At 28.8% G+C, this 19415-nt stretch carries 18 protein-coding genes and 1 riboswitch; of the genes, 15 read left to right on the top strand and 3 right to left on the bottom strand.

Annotation, left to right across the window (positions count from 1 at the left end):
* The first annotated feature begins 139 nt into the window (after positions 1 to 139).
* On the top strand, positions 140 to 685 hold the full coding sequence (locus ABWP20_RS07600; protein WP_353095188.1) for a TetR/AcrR family transcriptional regulator C-terminal domain-containing protein: 546 nt from the start codon (positions 140 to 142) through the stop codon (positions 683 to 685).
* 10 nt (positions 686 to 695) lie between these two features.
* Here the strand turns inward: ABWP20_RS07600 and ABWP20_RS07605 are convergent, their stop codons facing one another.
* Positions 696 to 1736, bottom strand: a complete 1041-nt coding sequence (locus tag ABWP20_RS07605; protein ID WP_353095189.1) for a hypothetical protein — start codon at positions 1734 to 1736, stop codon at positions 696 to 698.
* A 312-nt stretch (positions 1737 to 2048) separates the two neighbouring features.
* On the opposite strand from ABWP20_RS07605, the gene ABWP20_RS07610 reads away from it, so the two are divergent.
* From ABWP20_RS07610 to ABWP20_RS07675, 14 genes are all read left to right on the top strand, one after another.
* Positions 2049 to 2174 (top strand): helix-turn-helix domain-containing protein, encoded by a 126-nt coding sequence (locus ABWP20_RS07610; RefSeq protein ID WP_353095190.1) that lies wholly within the window; start codon positions 2049 to 2051, stop codon positions 2172 to 2174.
* A 298-nt stretch (positions 2175 to 2472) separates the two neighbouring features.
* Positions 2473 to 3813, top strand: coding sequence for a radical SAM/SPASM domain-containing protein (locus ABWP20_RS07615; protein WP_353095191.1), 1341 nt, complete (start codon positions 2473 to 2475; stop codon positions 3811 to 3813).
* A 364-nt stretch (positions 3814 to 4177) separates the two neighbouring features.
* Positions 4178 to 5272 carry a threonine synthase gene (locus ABWP20_RS07620; protein WP_353095192.1) on the top strand — a complete coding sequence of 365 codons (1095 nt, stop codon included), beginning with the start codon at positions 4178 to 4180 and terminating at the stop codon, positions 5270 to 5272.
* A 224-nt stretch (positions 5273 to 5496) separates the two neighbouring features.
* Positions 5497 to 5874 carry a GntR family transcriptional regulator gene (locus ABWP20_RS07625; RefSeq protein WP_353095193.1) on the top strand — a complete coding sequence of 126 codons (378 nt, stop codon included), beginning with the start codon at positions 5497 to 5499 and terminating at the stop codon, positions 5872 to 5874.
* Between the two features lies 1 nt (position 5875).
* Positions 5876 to 6751 carry an ATP-binding cassette domain-containing protein gene (locus ABWP20_RS07630; RefSeq protein WP_353095194.1) on the top strand — a complete coding sequence of 292 codons (876 nt, stop codon included), beginning with the start codon at positions 5876 to 5878 and terminating at the stop codon, positions 6749 to 6751.
* Position 6752: 1 nt separating this feature from the next.
* The gene (locus tag ABWP20_RS07635; protein WP_353095195.1) at positions 6753 to 7490 is read left to right on the top strand and encodes a hypothetical protein; all 738 of its coding nucleotides are present in this window, start codon (positions 6753 to 6755) and stop codon (positions 7488 to 7490) included.
* Positions 7491 to 7671: 181 nt separating this feature from the next.
* Complete coding sequence (locus ABWP20_RS07640; protein ID WP_353095196.1) at positions 7672 to 8163, top strand: phosphatase PAP2 family protein; 492 nt, start codon at positions 7672 to 7674, stop codon at positions 8161 to 8163.
* Positions 8164 to 8306: 143 nt separating this feature from the next.
* A riboswitch (Lysine riboswitch) is annotated at positions 8307 to 8489 on the top strand.
* Between the two features lie 112 nt (positions 8490 to 8601).
* Entirely contained in the window at positions 8602 to 9975 is a 1374-nt protein-coding gene (locus ABWP20_RS07645) for an APC family permease (RefSeq protein ID WP_353095197.1), read from the top strand.
* A gap of 21 nt (positions 9976 to 9996) precedes the next feature.
* A complete protein-coding gene (locus tag ABWP20_RS07650; RefSeq protein ID WP_353095198.1) occupies positions 9997 to 11595 on the top strand; it encodes an amidohydrolase in 1599 nt (532 codons plus the stop codon).
* Between the two features lie 192 nt (positions 11596 to 11787).
* Positions 11788 to 12345, top strand: a complete 558-nt coding sequence (locus ABWP20_RS07655) for a sigma-70 family RNA polymerase sigma factor (RefSeq protein WP_353095199.1) — start codon at positions 11788 to 11790, stop codon at positions 12343 to 12345.
* A complete protein-coding gene (locus ABWP20_RS07660; protein WP_353095200.1) occupies positions 12335 to 13258 on the top strand; it encodes a DUF4179 domain-containing protein in 924 nt (307 codons plus the stop codon). Before ABWP20_RS07655 ends, ABWP20_RS07660 begins: the two co-directional genes overlap by 11 nt.
* Positions 13259 to 13636: 378 nt before the next feature.
* Positions 13637 to 13972, top strand: a complete 336-nt coding sequence (locus ABWP20_RS07665) for a DUF6054 family protein (RefSeq protein ID WP_353095201.1) — start codon at positions 13637 to 13639, stop codon at positions 13970 to 13972.
* Positions 13973 to 14100: 128 nt separating this feature from the next.
* Positions 14101 to 14541 carry a GyrI-like domain-containing protein gene (locus tag ABWP20_RS07670; protein ID WP_353095202.1) on the top strand — a complete coding sequence of 147 codons (441 nt, stop codon included), beginning with the start codon at positions 14101 to 14103 and terminating at the stop codon, positions 14539 to 14541.
* Positions 14542 to 14580: 39 nt separating this feature from the next.
* Positions 14581 to 15336, top strand: coding sequence for a YoaP domain-containing protein (locus ABWP20_RS07675; protein ID WP_353095203.1), 756 nt, complete (start codon positions 14581 to 14583; stop codon positions 15334 to 15336).
* 297 nt (positions 15337 to 15633) lie between these two features.
* Here the strand turns inward: ABWP20_RS07675 and ABWP20_RS07680 are convergent, their stop codons facing one another.
* Both ABWP20_RS07680 and ABWP20_RS07685 read right to left on the bottom strand, forming a co-directional pair.
* Positions 15634 to 17862, bottom strand: coding sequence for a hypothetical protein (locus tag ABWP20_RS07680; protein WP_353095204.1), 2229 nt, complete (start codon positions 17860 to 17862; stop codon positions 15634 to 15636).
* A 531-nt stretch (positions 17863 to 18393) separates the two neighbouring features.
* Entirely contained in the window at positions 18394 to 19311 is a 918-nt protein-coding gene (locus ABWP20_RS07685) for a LysR family transcriptional regulator (RefSeq protein WP_353095205.1), read from the bottom strand.
* Between the last annotated feature and the right edge of the window lie 104 nt (positions 19312 to 19415).

A 19415-nucleotide genomic window follows, 5' to 3' on the forward strand; every position in this document is an offset into this window, starting at 1 on the left:
ATATGAGTGAATCTAATGTATTATTTGTTAGTTAAAAGTAAGGGATGGAACTAAATATTGCAAATACACAAATATTTTGATAGGATAAAAGCAAAAGATATGCTTTAGATATTTTTATCCATATAAGAAGGTGATATCTGTGGCTGAGTCATCTATAACTAAAAAAGCTTTGGCAGCTTCTATGAAGGAACTAATGAATGAGAAGCCCTTATTGAAGATTAGCATTAAAGATATCGTAGAACGTTGCAATATGAATCGAAAGAGCTTTTATTATCATTTTAAGGATAAATATTATTTGGTCAATTGGATATATTATACAGAATTTGTAGCTAATCTTGAAGAAAATGAATTTGACTCTGAATGGACTATTCTAGAGAGTATTTGTGAGTTTTTTTATAATAATAAAACATTTTATTGTAATGCTTTAGAAGTAAAGGGGCAAAATTCTTTTTATGATTATTTTGGAGAGGTTTTGTCTCCTATTATGGTCATAGAATTTGAAAATATATTTGAGGAAGATGATGATAAGGAATTTTACATAACATTTTTTACAGATGCAATGAGAACAGCCATAACTAGGTGGTTACTTGAAGGGGCTAAGATTCCTCCTAAAGAGTTTGTAAGATTAATGAAAAATGCAGCTACAGGAGTTGCTGTAAAAATAACTAAAGAAATAGAGGCATAAAAAAGGTAAGCTATAGAGGATTTACCTTTTTTATTATTTTAGAAAAGATTTCACTGAAATTTATATTGTTTATGTTAAAGCTTTCTATATTTTTATCATAAGACAAAATAACAGTATCATTATTAAGGATTTTTATAAGATATGATTCTGTAGAAATAATCTTATTTACATGAGCAATGTCTTTAAAGAAATCAATTATAAATATTGGATATTTTTGATTTGTTTTTGTATCTTTTATATATTTTGATATTAAATCTACATTTTTATTATTGCATTCAAAAGCAGGGATTAAAAATGCAAAAGTACAATTTAAGCTAATTACGTCATTAATCCAATCATCTTTTAGAATCGTCTTAGTATCATTATCATAGTAGATCATATGAACTCCAAATAGGATTTTGTTTTTCTTTAGAAAGTCTATCTTAGAATTAAAATCAGAGTTTCCACCTTTCATATTGATAGAGATTATAGAATTTCCTATATTCTTTAATTTTGAAATAGATTCTTCTTCTAAAATATTAGAATTTACAAATAAGATAAAAGCACAGTTTTGATTTAGCCTAAAGAGTTCTATTAACTCTCTAAGTTTATCTTTATTATCATCTAGAAAGAAAAAATAGGTATATATACCAATATCTTTTCCTTCTTTGATTATATTAAAGAGTTTTGATGAACTTAATTTATCCTCTACAGATTTTGTAAAATCAAAGACTATAGTCCAAGGAACATTGCAATCTTTTTCCGTTTCATATTGACGTATTCTTTTCGCACCATATGTCCAACTGTTGAACCCAATATTTATTCCGAAGGTTTTAAGTATATTATGATCTACATTTTTAACTGTATGAAAAATAAGTTCATAATAAGGGCTATTTTCATTTGCTAATACTTTTTGTGCAATATTATAAAAATTCTTTTGAGATTTTCCTTTGGCAAAATGATCTCCAAGATCTATTAAATTTCTAATACTACGTTTAGACTTTGATTCTATTTCTACTAACCCTCTATCAATTGCAATTTCCAGCAGAATTCTAGATAATTTTTCATTCATCAGAATTCACTTCCTTTTAAATAAGTTTATTATAAATATAAGCTTTTAAGGAAGTTTTGTACAGGGACAAAAGTGATATCTGTCCTAAAATACCCCAATTTATAGATATGTCTAAATTTAGGACAGATAATATTTTTGTCCAAAGAAATTCTAAAATTAAAGCTTTATAATAATATGTAATAATACTTTATAAAATCTATTTTATTGTTTTTTTGTGTTTAGGACATGATGTAAATAATAATTATCTTTAGTTATAAACTTTAAGATAAATAGCCACAAAGCTAAAAAGGGGATTAAAGAGATAGGATAAATATGATTAAAGGTATTAAAATTCGGCTTAAGCCCAATAATAAAGAGAAAGTTAAATTATTTGAATTAGCAGAAGTAGCTAGAATTAAATATAAGCTGTTCTTAAATAGGTTAATAGGAATTCAATAATACTTTAAACAAATCATAAAAGATTCTTATGATTCTTAAGGCAAATTATCTAATGAAAAAGATAAAAAATATGATAAAGAAAAATATCTAGGAAATATGAGATGAATAAAACTAAAATAGAAGGGGGTGAATACCGTTACAAGAAAACAAGAAATATTATAAAACTAGAAAATCAGCTTAAAAGGTTAAAGTATATAAGTAGGATTTATTCAGAAATGGATACTATGAATAAAGGATGAAATATAAACTTTAATAAGCTATTTACAAAGTTTTAAAAGTTTTCAGTAACGGACATAAAATGAGAGATAAGACTCTAAAGGAAAATGTACAGTCTTATGGTTTAAAATTAGTACTAAACTATTTAGATAATGATCCTGATAATAATATTCCAAAGGTAATGAACTGGGTTGAAAAATTCGACAAAGAAGGCTATATTAGTAGCCAATTCAATGTTGTTAAAGATGCAATAGAAAATAAGGATGGAAATTGGTATAGACTAGTGAAGAGTCTTTGGACTGATGTTGATGATGATGTCCGAAAAAAACTATTTGAGAATTTTATAATTAACGCTAATCTATTAGGAGCTAGTAGAAAAGAAGCCATAAGACAGGAGCATAATTGTAATGTTCCTTGGGCAATATTAATGGATCCAACTTCTGCTTGTAATTTACATTGTACTGGCTGTTGGGCTGCAGAGTATGGAAATAAGTTAAATATGAGTTATGAAACTTTAGATAATATTATAAATCAAGCTAAGGATATGGGAACATATATGTTTATATATTCTGGAGGTGAGCCACTAGTTCGCAAAGAGGATATTATTAAACTTTGTAACAAACATAATGATTGCGTATTTCTTGCATTTACTAATGGAACTCTCATAGATGAAGAATTTGCAGATGATATGTTGAGGGTTAAAAACTTTGTTCCAGCCATAAGTATAGAAGGCTTTGAGGAAGAAACGGACTATCGCAGGGGAGATGGTACATACCAAAGAGTTATTAGAGCCATGGAAATTCTAAAGGAGAAGAAACTACCATTTGGGATATCTTGTTGCTATACTAGTAAAAATTCAGATGTTATAGGCAGTGAAGAATATTTTGATGCAATGATAGATAAAGGAGCTAAATTTGCTTGGTTCTTCACTTATATGCCAGTTGGAAAAGATGCAGTAGTTGAATTGATGGTAACAGCGGATCAAAGAAAATATATGTATAATCAAATTAGAAAGTTTAGAAGTACGAAGCCAATATTTACAATGGATTTTTGGAATGATGGTGAATATGTAGAAGGGTGTATTGCAGGAGGACGAAATTATTTGCATATTAATGCAAATGGAGATATTGAACCATGTGCATTTATTCATTACTCTGATTCAAGTATATATGATAAGACTTTACTTGAAGCATATAAATCTCCTTTATTTATGCAGTATCATGACAATCAACCATTCAATAATAATCATTTAAGACCATGCCCATTATTGGATAATCCTTATAAATTAGCTGAGATGGTAGATAAATCTAAAGCAATATCTACAGATTTACAAAATCCAGAAGATGTTCATCATTTATGTGCAAAATGTGAAGATGCAGCTAAAAAATGGGCTGTAGTAGCAGATGAAATATGGAATAATTGAAATGAAGGGACAGGTTTTTATTCTAAAATAATGGAATGGAAAACCTGTCCCTTTATTTTGGAAGGTTCAAGATTTAATAGGAAACCAAATTAATCTACAAAAATTGGATTTAGATTTTTAATGAGAAGGTTTAATCTAACCCAAAATTCATTATTTTAAGGAGATATAAAGCTATATTTCTATTTGACATGATATATAAATTTTTATATAATGTATAAAATTACATGATATGTAGAAAATTACTCTATCGTGTAATGTGAAATCCATATTAGTTACTAAAGTACATACAAGTATAAATTGTAGTTTCTTTTATTGCATTAAATTTTGAATATCTTATTGAAATAATATTGGAGGTTAATAAAGGATGAAATTTATTTGTTCTGAATGTGGTCAGATGGTAGATACTAATACAAGGAAAGCTAAATGTGATTGTGGCGGCTTATGGAAATTAGATTTTCATCCACCTAAGTTTGATGAATCATTGATAGAAAAAGATACATGGAGTTTATTTCGTTATAGAGCATTTATGGCTCTTGAAGGAGATACATGGAGAGATGTTACTCTTGGAGAAGGAATGACACCAATAGTTGAATTTGATGAAGATGTTCTTCTAAAAATGGATTATTATATGCCAACACTTTCATTTAAAGACAGAGGTGCTGCAGTGCTAATCTCTCATTGTAAGTCAATTGGTGTTGATTCAGTTGTACAGGATAGTAGTGGGAATGCAGGTAATAGTGTAGCTGCTTACTGTGGTAAATGCGGAATTCAATGTGAGATTTTTGTGCCAGAAGGTACTTCTTCTAAAAAAATTGATATGATTAAAGCCCATGGTTCAAAAGTTAATGTGGTGCAGGGAACTCGAGACCATTGTGCTGATGTTTGTCGGGCAAAAGTAGAGGAAGAAGGTAAGTATTACGCAAATCATGTATATAATCCTTTCTTCTATGAAGGCACAAAGACTTATATCTATGAGGTATATGAACAGTTACATAGAATTCCTGAATTTTTGGTTGTTCCACTCGGAAATGGTACATTGTTTATTGGTATAATCAAAGGTCTTGAGGAATTATTAGAAAGTGGTGTTATTTCTAAGATGCCCCAAATTATAGCACTACAGAGTGAATACTGTGATCCTTTTGTAGTATCGGCTGCAAATGGGGAAAAAGTTCTAGCAAAAATTACACCGAGAAAGACATTAGCTGAAGGTATTGCAATAGGTGTTCCTATGCGTGGAAAAGAAATATTGGAGTATATTTATAAGCATGATGTTAAACTTATTACTGCTCCAGAAGACCGAATTTTAGAAGCAAGAGAAAAATTAGCTGCAAAGGGCATTTATTGTGAACATACTACAGCAGCTAATTATGCGGCTTATCTTAAATATTGTGATATATATGGAAAGACTTCAGATTGCTTAATTACAATGTGTGGAGCAGGTCTGAAATCAGATCATTAATTTGTTTTAAGCTTGTTTTGAAATATTTAAAGTAGTTAAATTTATATTCATATAGAATACTCCCCATAGTAATTTAGATAATGCTATGGGGAGTGTTTTATTATTAGTGACTCTTTGTTCATTTTTATTTTAGAGTTATTTAAAAAATATATTGACAAAAAACATAAATGGCAATATACTTAATTACATAACTAACTAACCAGTCAACTAGTGGAGGTGGTAATTTGTTAGATTTAAGGTCAGATAAATCAATATATGTGCAAATAGCAGAAATAATAGAAAATGATATCCTCTTAGAAAACTTAAAGGAAGAGGAACAAGCACCTTCTACAAATCAATTCGCAAAAGTTTATCAGATAAATCCTGCAACAGCTGGAAAGGGACTAAACATTTTGGTAGAAGAAGGTATTCTTTATAAGAAGAGAGGGATTGGTATGTTTGTAGCAGAAGGAGCAAGAAAGCAAATAATTAAAAAGAGACAGTCTTCATTTTTCAAAGAAATATTACCTGAAATAATGATAGAAGCCAATAGGCTAGAGATATCTACAGAGGAAATCATAAAATTTGTTGAAAATTTTAATGGATTCAAGGGAGGAGAATAGGATGCTTGAAATAAAAAACTTGAGTAAATCATATGGAAAAAAGAAAGTATTAACAGATATTAATTTAAATATTGAGGAGAATAAAATCTATGGATTGTTGGGGAGAAACGGAGCAGGGAAAACCACATTATTAAGTTTAATATCGGGACAAATATTAAGAGATACTGGAGAAATTAAACTGGATAATAGAGAAGTTTTTGAAAACTCACAGGCAATGGAAAATATTTGTTTGATAAAGGATTTTCCAAATTCAGTTAAAGAAAGAAAAGTAAAAGATATATTGGATCTAGCAAAGATTATATATAAAAATTGGGACGAGGAGTATAAAAATTACTTAGTGAAAGAGTTTAATTTGAATACTAAGAAGAAATTGTTAAAATTATCAACTGGAAACCAAACTATTGTAGGATTAATCATAGGTCTTGCCTCGAGATCCAAGTTCACTATGTTTGATGAACCGACTTTGGGACTTGATGCAGCAATGAGATATAAATTCTATAATCTAATTCTTGAAGATTATGAAAAAAATCCTCGGACAATAATAGTATCCACCCATTTAATAGATGAGGTAGCTAATCTATTTGAAGAAGTAATTATTCTCAATGGTGAAAGAATTACACTAAAGGATGAAGTAAATGCTCTTAAAGAAAGATCATATTTCTTATCAGGACGTGAGGATTTAATTAATTTAATTATAAAAGATAAGAAGGTAATTCATAAGGAAGAATTTGGCTCTACTAAAATAGTAGGTATATATGGTAATTTAACAGAGAAAGAAATTAAATATATAAAGGATAATAATATTGAAATAAGTAATATACCGCTTCAAAAGCTATTTATATATCTTACTGAAAATATTATGAAAGGAGATTATTAAAATGAATTCAGCTAAAAGAGCTTTCAGATTTCAGAAATATGGATCTAAAAAATCAATATTAGGATTTTGGAGTGTTATACTAACAATTAATATATTAACCTATATATTATCCATTTATTTTAATCCGAAAGTAAAAATAGGATTATTTAATGGCAACGATGATCTATATTCTATTGCCGGTGCAAATCTAATGCCTATATTTATATTCTTCATAGTATATGGAATTAGTATGTATCATGAAGATTTTGCATTAGCCCTTAGCTTTGGAATTACAAGAAAAGATTTCTATAAATCAGTTATAGTTGATAATATTATAGTAACATCGAGTTTTGCAGCTATTCAATGTATCTTACAAATAGTTGATAAACATATTATTGAATCTTTAGGACATAATCCTATGGTTGAATTTGGATTGTTTAATACATCAACAAATAATATATTATCTATATTTTTAGTTTCATTTATAATTTTTCTGGCTTTAGTTTCAGTTACTAATTTATTGGGAGTCTTGCATTATAGGTTTGGATATAAATTTTGGATAGGTTTTGCTTTAATTTTTATTGTTTTACAAATGTCTATTAATTTCATTACAAGACCAATAACAGGGATTTCGGAGTTATATTCATGGTTGATATCACAGTTTGGTAATTCCACCATATTTATTTTAGAATTTCTTATAATTATCATCTGTTATACTATAGGGTATTTTTTAATGAGAAAGGCTAATATTAGAAAGTAGATAAACAATATATAAATCAAAGCTAAAGGATTTTTCTTTAGCTTTGATTTAGTATTTATTATTATAAATTCTATTTATGATTATATCTATTAAAGAACTATAGCTTTTACTCAAGAGAATTTGCCATCAGAAAGGTTCCCATGCTATAATAGATAGAATATTAAAAAATAAGGTGATAACTATGAATGAAAAAACATATGAAAAAATTACAAGACCATTGTGTAGTCATCCATATGGATTACAAATGATTAAGACGATGGACAAGATAATTACTATATCGGTATATTGCATATATCCTATTTTTCTTTTGATACTGGTATTTAATCGTGATGTAAGGTTCTGGAGAGTTTTACTTACACCAGGTGTTTCTTTTGTATTAGTTAGTGCATTTCGAAATTATACTAATTTTCCTCGTCCCTATGAAGTGCTGGATATTGTTCCAATCATCAATAAAACTACTAAGGGAAAATCTTTTCCAAGTCGTCATGTGTTTTCTATCTTTGTAATTGCTATGACTTTATACTATATTTCAATTCCAACAGGAATTGCTTTAATGGTTATAGGTATTATATTAGCAATAATACGAGTATTAGGTGGTGTACATTTTCCTAGAGATGTGATTGTTGGCGCTATGACTGGTATCCTATCTGGTATAATAGGTTTCTATTTATAATACTATAGATATATTAAATGATATCCCTTTAGATTTGATTTTAACAGAAGCTTAAATCATATGAAGTTGACAAAAGTTGACAATATATTGATATCATGTTATCATGATGGAAGTTAAAAATTTATAAAAATCCTCATCCTTAAGGGTGAGGTAGAGGCGCGATTACTAATAGTAACTATATTGAGGCCGGAAGCCTAAGACATATAGGGAAAGGAGTTATCGCCGAAGTATCAGATACCAAAATCTGATACTGGGTCTGTATCTAATAAATACAGGACTGTCATCATCGTATTTGCTCGATACTTTGATGTTGTGCTATCTCACATTGAGCAAGAAAGGAGAGGAATGTCTTTAGCTTTGCTATATGCATATAAGCACCTGACAAGCCTGTTAGGTGTTTTTTTATTTTTTGATTTTAAATAAAAGGAGGATAAATATATGACTGATAACTCAAATGAAGTGACCCAAATAGATGACACTGGTTTTAAAAAAGAAATTAGTTTGTTTGGTGGGGTTAGTATTCTAGGTGGCATAATGATAGGGTCAGGAATTTTTTATTTAGGTTCCTATGTATTAATGAGGACTGGAATGAGTCTTGGATTAGCTTTGTTAAGTTGGATTATTGGGGGTGTGGTTTCTTTATTAGGTGGCATATGTTATGCTGAATTAGGGGCTTCAGATCCTCGTGCCGGAGGATTAACAGTATATTTAAGCGAGGCTTACTCTCCTATGGTTGGTTTTTTAAGTGGATTTAACAGTTGGTTAATTGGTGGACCTGGTTCTATTGCTGCTTTAGCAATTGCTCTACCCAGTGCTTTAACCGGTATTATACCTATGGGGGATTGGACAATTAAAGTTTTTGCCATAGTTTTAATTCTAGGATTGACCATAGTCAACTACTTTGGCGTTAAATTTGGAACTAGATTACAAAATTTATCTATGATTGCGAAATTAATTCCAATTGGAATCATAATGATTTTAGGACTTTTATTTGGAAAAGTATCACCAGATTTAAGCTTAGTTTCTAAAACAGTAGATGTAAACTTTGGCTCAATTATTAGTATGGTGGCATTTGCTGTAGTAGCAAGTTTATGGGCATATGAAGGGTGGACTAATTTAAATACTGTAGCTGAAGAAGTAAAAAATCCTAAGAGAAATTTACCTCTTGCTATTATTATTTCTATCGTTTCCATAACAGCACTTTATACATTATTTAACTATTCTATATATAAGGTTATACCATTTACTGAAATTGAAAGTCTAATAGTTGATAATGAATATTATTTGGGAACTTATGCAGCAGAGAAATTAATGGGAAGTACTGGCAGTACCTTAGTTGTAATAGGAATGGTAATTGCTATGTTTGGATCTTTAAATGGTTGTATTTTAGCCTTTCCGAGAATGTATTATGCCATGAGTGAACAAGGCCATTTTTTTAAAAGCTTTAAAAGATTACATCCTGTATATAAAGTACCTTATGCTCCTTTAATAGTTCAATGTATAATATCAGTGATATTGGTACTACTTAGAAATTTAAATCAATTAACTTCTTTAGTTGTATTCTCGGGAATGATGTTCAATACATTAGGTGTATATGCAGTTAGGATATATAGGAAAAAATTTCCTAATGTAGAAAGACCTTATAAGGTAATTGGATATCCTATTACTGTGATTTTGACAACTCTTATATTTGTAGGGTTAATGATAAATACATTTATTGAGGATCCTCAAACATCAATTATTGGCTTGGGAGTTCCAGCTGTGGGTATATTATTTTACTTCTATTTTGATAGAAAGAATAAAGCTGCTTAAAAAATATAAGGAGATGATCTTTTGAAAACGATTTTAAAGAATGGCAAAATTTATGTTGAAAAAAATAATTTTCAGGAAGCAATTTTTATTGAAAATGGTATTATTCAACAAGTTGGAAAGAATGAAGAAATTCTAAAAAACAATGCTGACAATATAATAGACCTTCAGGGAAAAACAGTTTTACCAGGACTTAATGATAGCCATCTTCATCTTTCATGGATAGGCGATGCTATGTCCTCATGTAATCTAGTACCTGCTAAATCAATTGATGATGTTATTAGATTAAGTAAAGATTTTATAAATAAAAATAAAGGGCTAAAGGTTTTAACTGGCAGAGGATGGAATCAGGATTATTTTACTTCTGGTGAAAAGCGTATATTAAATCGATTTGATTTAGATAAAATATCTACAGAAATTCCAATTGTATTTGATAGAGTATGTGGGCATGTTTCAGTAGGAAATACTAAGGCTCTGGAAATTTTAAATATAGATGAAAATATGGTTGTAGATGGTGGAACAATTGAACTTGGAGATGAGGGGAAACCAAATGGTGTATTCAACGAAAACGCAGTTAGTATAATTCAATCGGTTGTTCCAGAAAAAGATGATAAAGATATAGAGAAAGAAATTTTAAAAGCCGCAGAATATGCTTTAAGTGTCGGAATAACCTCTGTTCAATCCTGTGATGTTTCAGGTAAAGAATTTAAAGGCATGTTTAATATAATTCATAGTATTTATGATAACAAAAAATTAAAGTTGAGATATAGACATCAGTTTAATTTTCAAGATATAAACGACTTTAAGGCCTATCTTGAAACTGAACATAAGGTAGGACAATATGATGAAAAGTTCTTATCAAAGGGTTCATTAAAGTTATTTAAAGATGGCTCTTTAGGGGCAAGAACTGCTTTGATGTTAAAGGATTATAAAGATGCACCTGGTACTAAAGGTGTAGCCGCATTAAGTGATGAGCAACTTGAAAATTTATGTAATTTAGCAACAGAAAATGGAATTACTGTAGTGACTCATGCAATTGGTGATGGAGCTATAGAAAGTGTTATTAATGCCTATGAAAAAACTATGGAAGATGGCAAAAGTTCCATTCGCCATGGGATTGTCCATTGTCAGATTACAAGTAAAGAACAATTAGATAGAATTGCTAAATTAAATATCCCTGTTATGTTCCAACCTATTTTCTTAGATTATGATATTAAAATTGTAGAATCACGTGTTGGAAAAGAATTATCAAGTACTTCTTATGCTTTTAATACCTTATATAAATTAGGAACTCCAATAAGTTTTGGAACAGATTCTCCAGTAGAAGATTGTAATCCATTTCCTAATATTTACTGCGCAGTAACAAGATTAGGAATAGATGAAAAACCAATAGGTGGATTTTACCCTAATGAAAAGATGGAAGTTGAAAACGCTATTGATGCATATACACTAAGTAGTGCTTATAATGAATTTAAAGAGGATATTAAGGGAAGACTAAAACCAAATTATATGGCTGATTTAATTGTGTTAGATAAAGACATATTTACAATAGATAAATTACAAATTAAGGATATTAAGGTTGAAAAGACCATGATAGATGGGGAATTTGTATATGAAAAATAAAATAATTCCATCTTTTAATCTTAGTATTATAGTCGAATTTATTAAATAATTAAAATAAAGAGAGTAGAATTTGATCAAATTCTACTCTCTTTATTTTAAAATAGGTTACATATTTATATAAAAATAATAATAAATAAATATTTTAATAAAACTTTTTCGAATATATAGTTGTCTAATAGATGAATAATAAAAATGAGCTCATATTTTATTTGTAAGGAGGAGGTTCTGCTGGAAAAATTAGTTCTTAAAGCTATTAAAGGAGATGATGAAAGTTTCGGTATTCTTGTAAATAGCAAAAAAGAAAATTTATATAGAATTGCCTATAGTTATGTGCATAACGAACAAGATGCACTTGATATAGTAGGAGATGCAGTATATAAAGCCTATATAGGAATAGGTAAATTAAAGCAACCAGAATATTTTAATACATGGCTTGTTCGTATAGTAATCAACTGTTCAATAAATTTTATAAATAAATCTAAAAAAGTTTTATATTTGGATAATGAAATTATAGAAAATGTTCATTATAAAAATAATGATGTTTTAGAAAATATAGATTTGGAAGAGGCCTTAGAAAAGTTGGATTATAACTATAAGGCTGTAGTAGTACTAAGGTACTCTCAGGATTTGAAATTGAAGGAGATAGCTGAAATTCTAAATCTTCCTTTAAGTACAGTAAAAACTCGACTTTATAAAGCGATTGAAATTCTAAAAATAGAACTTAAGGAGGGCGAAGAGTTTGAAGAATAGCACTGATGATTTAAAAAAGGTTTATTCAGATATAAAAATACCAGATGCTTTAGATGATACAATTAGCAATTCAATATTAAGGGGGAAGAATTACATGAATAAAAATAAGAATAAGAAAAAAATAATTAATGGTGTTATATCAGTAGCTGCAGCAGTTGGTATATTTACTTTGAGTGTAAATATTTCACCTTCATTTGCAAATAGTCTTGAAAAAGTTCCTGTCTTAGGAACATTAGTTAATATACTTCAATTTAATAATGGAAGTTCTCAAGGTGGTGAAATAACCGATGGAATTAATGTAAATACTATATCTCTAAATCAAGAAAAAGATTATGATATTATTACAATAAATTTCAGTGGATTTGATGAAGAAAATCAAGAAATAGCACCATCTTTTAATGTGGATTATAAGAAATCACCTTTTACAATGACATTTTCTATATCTGGTGCAAGGGGTTTTTCAGCTAGAGAATATTTTGAAGAACTAAAAAAGAGTAAATATATTGAAGATGTTTATGAACTAATGACATTAGATGATTCTGCACAAAGATTTAATATAGTATTTAATCAGCCAGTTGATTTTAAAATAGAGGAATACAAGAATCCAGCTTATTTAAAAGTACAAATTTCAAAAGATATAGAAAGAGTTTCAGAACAAAACGTATATTCAATTAGAACTGGTTCTTATGAAAGAGGAGAGGAGTTTGCTATTCTTGAAGAAATATTATTTGAAATAGAAGACCTTAGAGTATTGAAGGATAGTAAAGGAACTTATTTATATGAATTAGGTCAATTCAATTCAAATGAAGAAGCAGAAGAAAAGCTAAGAGAGTACAATAATATTTTTGAAGATAGTATAAAATTATACGTTGAAGAAAGAAATATAACAGAAGTTCCTCAAAGTATAAAATAAATAATGATGTATGGTATAAAAGGGATGAAGTTTAACCAAACTCCATCTTTTTTATTTTAGTATATGGTTTTCTATTTTTAAATAATAAAGAGAGGCTTTTCTGAAAAATATTAAGATAGTGAACTTAGTTTTTTAAAAATACTAAGAGATAAATTTTAGATTTATATTAATTAGAATAATAGATGAGATTTGCTATATCACGAATTCACAGGATATTATATAATACTTATAAATACTTATTTATAGAAAACTTTAATTATAAAGAAATAAAATGACTAATGTCTAGATTTCATATCTTATATAATTAGAATAAATAATTGATAAACAGATTATAAAAAATAAAAATAAAAATTAAATAAATCTTGGGAGGTGTTAAATATGGCGTTGGACTTACGAGTGAATATTGACCCTGAACAAGCTGCTGAAATTATTAATAATGAAATTGTAGATGGAAGTATTACAGGAGAGCTTATAGATTCTCATGTAGTACATGGTGAAAATGGTAGGATATGTATTGTTTCTGTTTATGAAAAGCATTATTATAGAGCAGGAAATAGACTTACCCTTACAGTAATAATTGATAATATGGAAGGTATCACAAAAGTACATTCCATATCTGGAGGTGGAGGTAAAGGACTATTACGTTTTGACTGGGGAGCTTCAGAGAGTTTTGAGATATGTGTAGAAGATGCTATGGAACAATATAGAATTTAATAGGGTTGCAGATATATAATGCGCCGAGATTAATAAAAAATCTTGGTGCTTTTTTATAATATGACATACAGTTGTCATATTACACCATATATAATAGATATATAAAATATATATGGAGGTTTATTTAAATGAATTATGAAATTGTAAATTTAGAGAAAAAAATAGTTGTAGGAATTAGTGCAGTTACAAGTAATAGCGATCCTAAAATGAGAGAAGTTATTGGGGGACTTTGGCAAAAACTATATGGTGATAATATAAATGAAACTATAAAAAACAAGAAAAATGAATATGCTATTGGTTTATACTCTGATTACCAGAGGGATAAGTATTGCGTAACTGTAGGTAATGAAGTTTCAAAGGCAGAAAATGATAAGTTAAATGTAAAAATTATTCCTGCTGGAAAATATGCAAAGTTTTCTGTACATGGCAATATGGAAAAGGCAGTAGGAAAGGCTTGGGAGGAAATTTGGAGGATGAATTTAAATCGTAGTTTTACAGGTGATTTTGAAGAATATTTAAATAGTGATTTTGATAATGCTGATATTGATATTTATATTGGACTAAGATAAAATCTATAACATAGTAAATAGGTAAGAGTAGGTGAACATATGAACATTATAACTATTACAAAAGACAATTTAGAAAAGGAACACATTTGCTGTGGCATAGCAAATAATAACGATCCTCAAGTAATATCAAAAAAACAATGGCTTTCAGAAAGATTTGATGATGGTCTTATTTTTAAGAAATGTGATGTCCTTGGAAAGTGTTTTATTGAATATATTCCTGCAGAAAAGGCGTGGGCACCCATTGATGCCGATGGATATATGTATATTAATTGCTTGTGGGTGTCGGGAAAATTAAAGGGACGAGGATTATCCAATTTACTTCTAGAAGAATGTATAAGAGATAGTAAGAATAAAGATAAAAATGGACTTGTTATTTTATCATCAAAAAAGAAAAGACCATTTCTTTCTGATTATAAGTATCTAAGCTATAAAGGATTTATATCAGTTGATACAGCAGTTCCTTATTATGAACTGATGTATTTACCCTTTGATAAAGATATGCTAAAACCACAGTTTAAAAGTCATATAAATAAATCAGATAGTGAGGGAAAAGGTTTTGTTTTGTACTATACTAATCAATGCCCCTATACAGATAAATATGTTCCACTAATAGAAAATTTAGCTAGAGAAAGGTCCGTATTATTTAGAAGTATTTGCCTTAAAACAGCAGAAGAGGCACAAAATGCTCCATCTCCTTTCACTACCTATAGTCTGTTTTATAATGGGGAATTCATTACAAATGAAATACTTTCAGAGAAAAAATTTGAAAAGATATTAGGTGAAAAGGGTTTATAAATAATATAAGAAATGTTCTTTAAATGAGGATATTAATAAGAGTTAGCAAGTTATCATTCTCATGACTTAAATTTTATCTTGATACATCTAAAAAAGATGTGTCTTTTATATTATTTAATGAAATATACTAATCTAAATAAAATAGATTTTTACTATGAAATTTGTTATAAAGAGCAAAATAAAAAATTCTACCATTAGAATGTTAGAATTATAGGATACTACATTTGATAAAAGTGTAGATATTAAAAGGTTCGTATCGATATAAGAGAAGATACGAACCTTTTAATATTATTAAGATTACACTATGTCATTTGCTAACATTCCTAAAGGTATAAATAAGTAAATTAGTATCAGAGCTGCGGCTATGGTACCTGTATCATTAAATGAGAAGATAGCTACTGCCCCTAGTAAAATTACAATAAATCCTTTAGATATGTTTCTATAGTTTTTACGGATTTTCTTTAAAATGTCCTTTTTATGTCTATATAATAAAACTGTTAAAATGATTTGTAAAAACAGGATAATATTCCATGAAGCATGGAGTAAATTCCAAAATACTTGGCGAAGCTTTGAGTTAATTATTTCAAAGAATTTACTAAAGCCACCTGTTATTAAAGATTCCAATGCTTTTCCAGCATGAGTAGGATTTGGATTGAATAAAGCATCTAATCCAGCTAATAGAATGATTCCCACAAGAACCCCAATAACTATTATGGCTACCTTTTTAAATGAAAACTTTTTATCCAAAACTGTCAATAAAGTTAATAAAGTAATTAACATGGCTGATAATGTTCCACCCATATTAGCTCCGAAGAAAGGGCTAAGGGATACTATGATTAAACACATATAAGAAGTCATAAGTGCAGCCATAATAGACTTATTAATTTTATATAAATGAAATAATGTAAAGAATCCTAATAAAGTAGAGCCTAATAATATGCCCATATAGTCATTACCTATACCGTAAAACCTACCACCTGCAATAGCATCAGATCCTAAAGGAGAAATAATCATCAATTTTTGTACAAAATAAATATCTATTAGCAGCAATATACTGGTTGCCAATCCTAGAATAGCTATGGTTATTAAATTCTTTCTAAAGATTTTATTTAAAACATAGGTTATAATAAAAGCACCACCAAAAACATAAAGAATGTCAAAAATTATGGACTTATACCCAAATAGTGAAACAGTCATCATTGTTAATGGTACTGCCATTATTGTCAGACTTAGATAATTAAGAATCTTATGAGGTAAACCTTTCCACTTTGTAAATCTAGGCAAGTAAAATCCGACTAAAGCTATACCTACTAAAATAATAAAGGACCAGTGAAAAACACTTCGATACTTTCTTAAATATAAAAATTGAGATTGATTGTTAAGTAAAATTTCTACAGGATTTTCATTACTTACTGTTTGCATTGGCTCTCCAATAAAGCTTTTATATTCAGTAATACCAAAAAAATTAAGGAGAGTAGGTCCAAAATCAAAATTAGTGACCAATCCTTCCCTACGAGTTGTACTTGAAGTTAACAATCCCTTTTCAGTATTAGTGCCTGACATAATAACAGGAGTTAAAGCAAAATTTCCTTGATTAGAAGATTCTCTTGAAGGATTAGGGGTTATTACCATAAATAATGTTTTTCCTAAATCAACTTTATTAATAACCTTACCAAGGAATGAATCTGCTCGCTCAATGGCTTTAATTTTTTGTTCTTTTCTAATAGGATCAATAGTCAATCTATCAGTTTTTTGTATTCTTGCAGTATCCCCATAATCTATAAATAGCATATCAACATTTGGTAAAATACGTTCTACTTCTTCTAATAATTTTTCCTGATTTAATCTGATTCCGCCTAAGACATTAGAATCAGAACTTAATAAATCAGAGTCTATAGAACCAAAAGGTATCACTCCGTTTTCATCCATAGCTAACATAGTGACTTCTCTGGATGGTGTATTTAAATCACTATTTCCTGCTACTCCAATTACAAGACCTTTTTCCTTAGCAATTCTACCTAGAAGTCCAACTTGGTTATTAGGTGTAATATCTAAGGCAGTTCTCTCTATATCTCCAATAGCTACATTTATTATCTCACCATCAGGAGGGGTTTTACCTGTATATAATTTATAAAGGTCACTAGCTGTAACATATTCTGATAATAGATCATAGTCTGACACAGGATAAATTCTATTTCTTTCAAAAGCTAATCCGCCTTGAGTTGATGCTAAAGTTCTTACGCCCATGCCTAAGCTAAGATAGGTGCTTCCTCTATTGGATAAACTGGACTTTGCGCGTGTATTCATAAAACCGATAGCACCATTTTCTAATAATAGATTAATATTTGGAGTATTACTATTAAGTATTTCTTCTAAACTTACTTCATCTAATATTAATACAATGGCTTTTTTCCCTTCAGTTTCATTAGAAATGGCCGTCGTGGAAATCGGCATGCCTAAAACTAGACATATGGCTAAAACCAAATTCAATGTATATTTAAAAATAGTATTCCAACTTTTCTGCAATTTAATGTTCCTCCCTTAAAGTAATTTCCATAAGACAACCTAATAGAATCAATATAATAGCTAAGGTGATAACCCTTGTAGTGAGATTATTGCCTTTAAATTCATCTAAATTCAATTTTTTTATATTTAAGATAAAAAAATATCTTGAATCCTAATAATCAAGACATTTAATTTAGATTTATAATCTTCTATAATCATTTAAAGGACTTAAATATAAACTTATATTAGCATAAAGTTATCCACTTTTCAACTTAAGGAATGTAAATAAATTTGTGCATTATAAACAAGATTTACTTTTTAATTTGATAATAAATATTGAATTTCATAAAAGCTATAATTTAATTATCTTAATTTTATATTTACCAAAATCATTTTGTGTTATGCAGTAAAATAACTAGTTTTGGTGATAAATTTTAATATAAAATATTATGTTTTTTACAAAAGAAATTAATGATATAATTTGGAAAAATGTTTTTAGACTAGATTAAAATCTTTTTTGCTTTATATTGAAAATGACAGCTAGAATAATTTCTAGCCGCCATAGATAGGTATATTATAAAAGTCTTGAACTATTGAAATAAATAACTGCATCTGAGGAGTCACCCATTTGTCCTTATGATATAGTAATTGACTGCACATTTGAATATTAGGGATATTTGTTTGAATCAAAGATAAAGTTCCTTGTTTTATAGCTTTCTTTACAGAAAATAAAGGTAAAAAGGAAATGCCCATTCCTTTCTCTAGAAGGTGTATTATAGTTTCAGTATTTCCTATTTCTAATATAGGATTGATATCCATATCCTTTTCAGCTAACAATTTTTCTAGTTCATAGCGATAACTTCCACCTTTTTCTGTCAATATAAAGGGTTCTTTTAGAAGGGCTTGTAGGTTAATTTTTTCTCCATATGTGTTTTCTTCGTATGTAAAGGAGTGATTTTTTGATGCCACAAAAACAATGTCCTCATCTTGCTGTAGAACCCGTATCCACTCTGAACCATATATTTTTTGATCCAAAGTAAAGAGTAGGTCAATATCATTATATTTAATCATTTCTATTAATTCGTTTGTAGTAGCAGTTTTTATAACAGTCTCTACCTGTGGACAAAGGTTATGGAATTTCAGCAATAAGTCGGGAAGTATAGCTGTACAGAGAGATTCTACACCTCCGATGCGAAGTGAGCCAGTAGGGATATCAGCATTTGAGGCAAAAGTCTTTGCAGAGTTAATAACTCTCATGATCTTATTGGCATGAAAAACAAAAGCTTTTCCTTGTTCCGTTAAATTTACTTGTTTGCCGATTCTTTCAAAAAGTTGTGTTCCAAGTTCTCTTTCCAGTTGCTGTATTTGAATTGTAACGGTGGACTGAGAGTACCCAAGCTGTTCTGCTGCCTTTGAAAAATTCAGTGTTGCCGCCATCTTTAAAAAAGTTGCAATATTTCTTATCTCCATATTCATCACCTATTAGTATTTTTAATATATATTATGAAAACTATGAATTTTACAAATACATAGCCATATGGTACTATAGGTAATGAGAAATGTCAAGCTTTTAA

The sequence above is a fragment of the Tissierella praeacuta genome (genome assembly GCF_040396155.1).
Classification (GTDB): Bacteria; Bacillota; Clostridia; order Tissierellales; family Tissierellaceae; genus Tissierella; species Tissierella praeacuta_A.